The following is a 1,940-nucleotide window of genomic DNA, read 5'->3' as shown; positions in this document are numbered from 1 at the left end:
CGGGACCGTCTCCGGGTCGAAGTCGGCGTCCGCGACGGCGCCGCGCTCGACCGCGTCGCGGAGGAGCGCGCGGGCGGCGGCCTCGTCGCCGCGGTCCGTGGTCTCGCTCACGACCGTAACGAGGGCTCGGGAAGGGAAATCGGTTGCGTCGGTTTCGCGGAAATTCGCGCAACCGACCCCATCTCCGTCGGTTCCGCGGAAATTCGCGCAACCGACCCGTTTATCCGGCGGCCTTCCGTGTCGCCACACGCATGAGCGGCACCTCGCCGGAGCCCGACCGACGGATCGACCGGAACCTGTTCGTCACCGTCTCCGGCCCGCCGGGCTGCGGGGCCACGACGCTCGTCGAGGGGATCGCCGAGTCGCTCGACTGCGGCTACGTCTCCGGGGGCGAACTGTTCCGGGAGATCGCCGCCGAACGCGGCATGAGCCTCTCACAGCTCATCGCGGAGACGGGCGAGTCCGAGGAGATCGACCGCGCGCTCGACCGCCGGCTCCGCCGGATCGCCGAGAAGTGGGGGGCCGCGAACAAGGCGTTCGTACTCGAATCGCGGCTCGCCGGCTGGATCGCCGGCAACCGCGCCGACGTCCGTATCTGGCTCGACGCCCCCGACGAGGTCCGCGCGGACCGCACGGCGGACCGCGAGGAGATGACCTCCGAGATGCAGGTCCGCGAGGTCATCGAGGAGCAGCGCTACAAGTCCTACTACGGCATCGACCTGTCGGACCGCTCGATATACGACCTGGCCATCAACACGGGGCGCTGGGACGCCGAGGCGACGCTCGAACTGGCGCTCACGGGCATCGAGCGGTACGACGTCGACGCGGACGAGGGCGCGTTCGACACGCCCGACTTCGAGATCTGAGCGGGCGGGCGCCGGCCGTGGATTAAATACCTTCGACGCGCCGGAGCGCGCTCCGGACGTCGCCCGGCGTCGCGTACGGGCCGCCGCTCACCCGGTGGTCCGGCAGCAGGACCGGGATCGGGTTGTCGTCGAGCGCGCCGGTGACGGTCTCCAGGTCGTCGGGCTCGTCGGGGTCGAACCCGCCGAGTCGCGCGAGCCGGCTACGGAGACCTCCTCCCCGTACGGCACGCTCCGGAGGGCCTCCAACGCCTCGCGCTGGTCCGTCGGCACGGTGAGGCCGAGCGCCACCTCGGCGAACTCGTCTCGCTCGCCGCCGAGGTACGCGTCGATCCGGTCCAACAGGTCGTGATCGCCGTCCGCGTCTCCGGGCGGTTCGGCGGGGAACGACACGGAGATGACGCGACCGCCGGCGAATCCCACCTGGACGGTCCGGCCGATCGCGTCGAACTTTCGAGCGAAGACGCCGGACGTACCGGACAGGCTCATACTCTTCATTGGAAGGGTCGATCACTTAACTTATCGGCCCCCGACGGCCTCGGCTCCCGGGCGAGGGTCCGTGCGAGGGTCCGTGCGATGGGCCCGGCGGGGGGCCCGCTCCCCGCAAGTCTTATGAACAGATACGTACATTAGTGTATAGTAATGGACGATCCAGACGAGCTGGCGCCGGCGGTCAGGTCGATCCTGTCCGCCGCTCGGGAGCGGTCGACCGGGGGAGCGGACGCGGGCGGCACCGTCTCGGTCTCGCCGCGCGACCTCTCGGCCGCCTTCGGGCGGGCCGAGTCCGACGGGCGCGTCCCGCTGATCGCCGAGGTGAAGCCGACGAGCCCGACGACCGAGGGGCGCCGCGAGGACGATCCGGTCGCGCTCGCGGAGGGCATGGTCGCCGGCGGGGCGGCCGCCCTGAGCGTGCTCACCGAGCCGGAGCACTTCGGCGGGAGCGTCGACACCCTCGAACGCGTCCGCGAGGCGGTCGACGTACCGGTCCTCCGGAAGGACTTCGTCGTCGAGGAGTCGCAGCTGGACGCCGTCGAGAGCGACGTCGTCCTCCTCATCGCCCGGTTCGTCGGCGACGAC

General features: G+C 71.1%; 1 protein-coding gene and 2 pseudogenes. 2 read left to right on the top strand and 1 reads right to left on the bottom strand.

Annotated features, from left to right (window positions below; translation table 11 throughout):
• Window positions 1-251: 251 nt before the first annotated feature.
• The gene (gene cmk / locus B9G38_RS16640; protein WP_086221114.1) at window positions 252-866 is read left to right on the top strand and encodes a (d)CMP kinase; all 615 of its coding nucleotides are present in this window, start codon (window positions 252-254) and stop codon (window positions 864-866) included.
• Window positions 867-888: 22 nt separating this feature from the next.
• Here cmk and B9G38_RS16635 read toward each other — a convergent pair.
• Window positions 889-1,352 (bottom strand): annotated as a pseudogene (locus B9G38_RS16635) (MGMT family protein).
• Window positions 1,353-1,505: 153 nt separating this feature from the next.
• Between B9G38_RS16635 and B9G38_RS16630 the strand changes: the two are divergent.
• Window positions 1,506-1,940, top strand: a pseudogene (locus B9G38_RS16630) (indole-3-glycerol-phosphate synthase); the annotation flags it as partial.

It is taken from the genome of Halorubrum sp. SD612, from assembly GCF_002135005.1.
This window is presented reverse-complemented; position numbering and strand designations above follow the sequence as displayed.